The organism is Sphingomonas sp. CCH9-F2, assembly GCF_001556735.1.
GTDB classification, from domain to species: Bacteria; Pseudomonadota; Alphaproteobacteria; order Sphingomonadales; family Sphingomonadaceae; genus Sphingomonas; species Sphingomonas ginsenosidimutans.
Window position 1 is genome coordinate 1 of sequence record NZ_LSJO01000657.1, and the last position, 5,259, is coordinate 5,259.

The following is a 5,259-nucleotide window of genomic DNA, read 5'->3' on the forward strand; positions in this document are numbered from 1 at the left end:
CGACGATGCGTAGCCGGATCGCGCGGCGATCCGCCGACAGCAGCACCGCCAGAAGGAGGATGACGGCGATGCCCGCGACGCCGATGAGAAATCTCTGCATTCTGGTGATGATTCCGCGGATTCGATGACCGGCGCGGCCCCCCGCGCAAAGGCGGTACATGACATGCGCGCGTGGGCATGGCCAGTCCCCTGGGGCCGGGGGGCGCCCTGTCCGTCATCCCGGCGCGGGCTGGGAACTGGTGGGTGTGTGTCTGCCACGGGAAGGCCCCAGCCTGCGCCGGGGCGACGATAGTGGAGGACTGGCGCGGCGTGTGACGGCGTTACGCCGTCTCCAGCGCCTCGCTCGCCTCCATCCACAGCGCCTCGGCCGCCTCGATCCGTTCGGACAGGTCGGCGCGGCGCTTCATCAGATCGGTCATGGTGAGTTTCGACAGCTTCGGGTCGGCGGTCGACGGGTCGAACATCGCGCGGTCGACCGCGCTGCGCTCCTCGGTCAGCCGGGCGACCTCCGCCTCGGCGTCGCGGGCGCGCTTCTTGAGCGCCTTGTCCGCCTCGCGCCGTTCGGCGGCGGCGCGGCGGTCGTCCTTCTTATTGCCCTTCGCGCCCGCCGGCTTGCCCTCGCCCGCCAGCACCATCGCGATATAATCGTCGAGCGTGCCGTCGAATTCGCGCGCCTGCCCCTTGTCGACCAGCACCAGCCGGTCGGCGGTCAGTTCCACCATATGGCGGTCGTGGCTGACCAGCAGCACCGCGCCGGTATAGGCGTTGAGCGCCTGCACCAGCGCCTCGCGCGCGTCGACGTCGAGGTGGTTGGTTGGCTCGTCGAGGATCAGCAGGTGCGGGGCCTCGCGCGTGACCAGCGCCAGCGCCAGTCGCGCGCGCTCCCCGCCGGACATCGTGCCGACGCGCGCGGTGGCACGATCGCCCGAAAAGCCGAACCGGCCCAGCTGCGCGCGCACCGCCGCGGGTGTCGCGCCCGTCATGGTGCGCGTCATATGCGCCAGCGGCGTGTCGTCGGGGTCAAGTTCCTCGACCTGATACTGGGTGAAGTATCCGACCTTCATCTTGCCGGTGGCGGACATGTGCCCGTCGAGCGGCGCCAGCTGCGCCGCCAGCAGCCGCGCCAGCGTGGTCTTGCCGTTGCCGTTGCGGCCGAGCAGCGCGATGCGATCGTCGGGATCGAGCCGCAGGTTGAGCCGCGACAGGATCGGCGTGTCGCCATAGCCGACGCTGGCATGGTCGAGCGTGATGAGCGGCGGGCGCAGTTCGGTGGGATTGGGGAAATCGAAGCTGAGCGTCGGGTCGTTCGCCATCTCCGCGATCGGCTGCATCTTCGCCAGCATCTTGGCGCGGCTCTGCGCCTGTTTGGCGGTGGAGGCGCGGGCGGAATTGCGCGCGACATAATCCTGAAGCTTCGCGCGCTGCGCCTCCTGATTGGCCTTCGCCGCGGCCAGTTGCGCCATGCGTTCGGCACGCTGGCGCTCGAAGGCGTCATAGCCGCCGACGTAAAGCGTCGTCTTGCCGCCTTGCAGATGCAGGATGTGATCGACGACGTTGTTGAGGAAATCGCGTTCGTGGCTGACCACCACGATCGTCGCGCGATAGGATTTGAGGAAATCCTCCAGCCACATCACCGCCTCCAGATCGAGGTGGTTCGACGGTTCGTCGAGCAGCAGCAGATCGGGTTGCGAGAACAGCAGCGCGGCGAGCGCGACGCGCATCTTCCACCCACCCGAGAAGCTGTCGAGCGGGCGCTGCTGCGCTTCCTCGTCGAAACCCAGGCCGACCAGGATGCGCGCGGCGCGGGCGGGCGCGGCGTGGGCGTCGATCGCGATCAGCCGTTCGTGGATGTCGCCCAGCCGGTCCATGTCCTCGCACGTCTCCGCCTCGGCGAAGAGCGCGGCACGCTCGGTGTCGGCGGCCAGCACGGTATCGAACGGCGTGCTGTCGCCGGCGGGCGCCTCCTGCGCGATATAGCCGATGCGCGCGCCGCGCGGCATGTCCAGGGTGCCGTCGTCCGGCTCCAGCAGGCCGGCGATGACGCGGACCATCGTCGACTTGCCCGCGCCGTTGCGCCCGATCAGTCCGACGCGACTCCCCGGCGGCAAGGCGGCGCTGGCGCTGTCGAGGATCGTGCGCCCGCCGAGGCGCACGGTGATGCCGTTGAGGTTGAGCATGATGCGCGGCGCTGTACCGCATTGCGGCGGGATCGGGAAGGTGGGGCGGGACGGTGTGGCGGCCGCCTCTCGCCCCGCACGTCATCCCGGCGAAGGCCGGGATCTGCTGATTGGCTGGCGGGGCGCCCGTGCCGCGAAGGACAACAGCTTTCGCTGGGGGGACGCAGCGGGCTGGGGGCAGGCGAACGAAGCTTAGTCGAACCGCCGCCCGACATGCGCCTCGCCGCGCGCTTCGGCGAGGCGTTGCTGGCGGTGGCGTTCGGCGGCGGCGGCGCGTTGCGCATCGTCGCGGGTGGCCTGGCACGCGGGGCAGCTGACGCCCTCGACATACAGCGGCGAGGCGCAGTCGGCGGGGCTGACCGGCATCCGGCAGGCGTGGCACAGCACATGTGTGCCCGGCGCGAGCCCGTGCCCGACCGCGACGCGCTGATCGAAGACGAAACATTCGCCGTCCCACAGGCTGTCGGCCGCGGGCACTTCCTCCAGGTAGCGCAGGATGCCGCCGTCGAGGTGGTGGACCGCCTCCACCCCCTCGCCCTTCAGGAAGGCGGTGGATTTCTCACAGCGGATGCCGCCGGTGCAGAACATCGCCACGCGCCGCTTGCCCGCCATCAGGTCGCCGCGGTGCGCGCGGAACCAGGCGGGGAAGTCGGCGAAGCTGGCGGTGCCGGGATCGACCGCGCCGGCGAAGGTGCCGACCGCCACCTCGTAATCGTTGCGCGTGTCGATCACGAGCGTCTCCGGATCGGCGATCAGCGTGTTCCAGTCGGCGGGCGCCACATAGGTGCCGGCATCCGTCAGCGGATCGACCGCGACGCCCATCGTCACGATCTCGCGCTTCACCTTCACCTTCAGCCGGTGGAAGGGGTTGGCATCGAACCAGCTGTGCTTGAGCGACAGGTTGGCGCAGCCCGGCAGCGCGCGGACCTGCGCGATCACGCGGTCGAGCGCCTCGGGGGCGCCCGCGATCGTGCCGTTGACGCCCTCATGCGCCAGCAGCAACGTTCCCTTCACCCCCGCGTCGCGCGCGGCCGCCAGCAGCGGGCCGCGCGCGGCGTGCGGATCGTCGAGTCGGGCGAAGCGGTAGAGCGCGGAAACCCGGATCGGCAGCTGGGTCGTCAATGGACGAAGCGCGCCACCACGTCGCGATAGCTGCGGCTGACCTTCACGCTGGCGCCCGAATCGAGCACCAGGAAACATTCGCCGTTGGTGTGCGGCTTCACCTGCTTGACCAGGTCGAGGTTGACGATCGTCGAGCGGTGGATGCGCTGGAACCGGCGAGGGTCGAGCCGCTTTTCCAGGTCCTTCATCGTCTCGCGCAGGATCAGCGTGTTGTCGCCGGTGTAGATGCACATGTAATCGCCGGCCGCGTCGATCCGCTCGATCGTGTCGACGTCGACGCGGAAGATCTGCCCGCGGTCTTTGATGTTGATCATCTTCTCGAACCGGCTGGCATTGGGCTGTTCGGCATTGCCGTCGCCGATCTCCGCCGCCGCCTCGGGTGCGTGTTCGGCCAACACTTCCTTCAGCTTCTCCGCCTCGCCGACGCTCTGCCGCTCCGACAGGCGCTGGCGAACGCGATCGAGCGTGTCGGCCAGCCGCGCTTCCTCGACCGGTTTCATCAGGTAATCGGTCGCCTGCGCCTCGAACGCGCGGATCGCGTGATCGGAATAAGCGGTGACGAACACGAACAGCGGCGGTTCGACGTCCAGCAGCCCCTGCACGACTGAAAAGCCGTCGAAACCGGGCATCTGGATGTCGAGGAAGACGAGGTCGGGCTTATGGGTCTTGATCGCGCTGATCGCCTCGCGCCCGTTCTGGCACTTGGCGATGATCTCGACGTCGTCGTGCGCCGCGAGGCGGAGCTCCAGCCCCTGGATGGAAAGCGGCTCGTCGTCGACGAGGATGGTACGAATGGTCATCACACCTCTCTGTTCGGTACTTCGAGCTGGAACGGGATCTCGATCTCGACCCCGAACCCGCCCGTCGGCATGGCACGCACATCGAAGCGGTGATCAGGCCCATAAGCCTGCGCCAGCCGCTCCCTGATATTGGCGATACCCACGCCGGTTGAAAGGGATGGCCGCGATTTCGTCGGCATCAAACCCGGTCCGGTGTCGGATACGCCCAGCAGCACCCTGTCGCCGACGAGCCGAACGGCGACGCAGATTTCGGCGCCGTCCTCCTGCGGGGTGACGGCGTATTTGATCGCATTTTCGACCAGCGGCTGGAGCAGCAGCGAGGGCAGGCGCGCCTTTTCCGCCGCGGGATCGATCTCGAACTTCGGGCGCAGCCGGTCCTCGAAGCGCATCTTCTCGATCTCGAGATACAGTTTCAGCGTCTCCACCTCCTGCGCGACGGTGACGTACGCGGTGGGTTCGTTCGCCAGCGTGTAGCGCAGGAACGACGACAGCCGGCTGAGCATCGCATTGGCGCGCTCGGTCTGTTTCAGCAGCACCAGCGTCGAGATCGAATTGAGCGTGTTGAACAGGAAATGCGGGTTCAGCTGATAGCGCAGCATCGCCAGCTGCGCCGAGGAGGCCTGATTCTCCAGATGCTCCATCTGGTCGATCTGATCCTCGACGATCAGATAGAAGTTGATCCCGAAATACAGCGCCGACCACCCCGCCAGCACGGTGAAATTGAGGAACAACGTGCCCAGCAGCAGCGATAGGTCGACGCCCGGCGCGGCGAATTTGATGAAGCTGAACGAGAAGGCGTCGAGCAGCGCATAGAGGAACGTCGCCGCCGCCAGCGTGAAGATCGTCAGCATGATGCCGGTGACGCGCGGCAACGAGCGGTAATAGCCGTACAGCGTCGAGAGCAGCAGCGTGATGCAATAGCCGACGATCGATTCGACGATCACCGGCACGATCGTCTGGAGCGAGAAATTGCCCGACAGCGACGACACCGAGCGCAGGATCAGATAGCCGCTCCATCCCGCCGCCTGCAGCTTCCAGAAGGCGCGCGACTTGTCCTCGAAGAACGGGCGGACGAACAGCGGGCGCTGCCCCGCGGCGGAGACATAGCCGGTCGCGGCGGGCGGGCGGGAGGCGGCGGCCCCGGTCGAGGCGACGGGGGC

General features: G+C 67.9%; 4 protein-coding genes. All 4 read right to left on the bottom strand.

The genetic code is table 11. The annotated features are described in order from the left end of the window. Positions 1 to 320: 320 nt before the first annotated feature. A complete protein-coding gene (locus AX685_RS18605) occupies positions 321 to 2,177 on the bottom strand; it encodes an ABC-F family ATP-binding cassette domain-containing protein (RefSeq protein ID WP_066491330.1) in 1,857 nt (618 codons plus the stop codon). Positions 2,178 to 2,369: 192 nt separating this feature from the next. Further along, the gene (trhO, locus tag AX685_RS18610) at positions 2,370 to 3,299 is read right to left on the bottom strand and encodes an oxygen-dependent tRNA uridine(34) hydroxylase TrhO (protein ID WP_231792297.1); all 930 of its coding nucleotides are present in this window, start codon (positions 3,297 to 3,299) and stop codon (positions 2,370 to 2,372) included. Further along, complete coding sequence (locus tag AX685_RS18615; protein ID WP_066491332.1) at positions 3,296 to 4,099, bottom strand: LytR/AlgR family response regulator transcription factor; 804 nt, start codon at positions 4,097 to 4,099, stop codon at positions 3,296 to 3,298. The genes trhO and AX685_RS18615 overlap by 4 nt, the downstream gene beginning before the upstream one ends. Further along, positions 4,099 to 5,178: a sensor histidine kinase gene (locus AX685_RS18620; protein ID WP_066491340.1), complete on the bottom strand. Its 1,080-nt coding sequence runs from the start codon at positions 5,176 to 5,178 to the stop codon at positions 4,099 to 4,101. The genes AX685_RS18615 and AX685_RS18620 overlap by 1 nt, the downstream gene beginning before the upstream one ends. Positions 5,179 to 5,259: the final 81 nt, after the last annotated feature.

Bases quoted from the DNA above. Each gene is read 5' to 3' on its own strand.
- AX685_RS18605 (WP_066491330.1), bottom strand. From the start codon at position 2,177: ATGCTCAACCTCAACGGCATCACCGTGCGCCTCGGCGGGCGCACGATC.
- AX685_RS18615 (WP_066491332.1), bottom strand. From the start codon at position 4,099: ATGACCATTCGTACCATCCTCGTCGACGACGAGCCGCTTTCCATCCAG.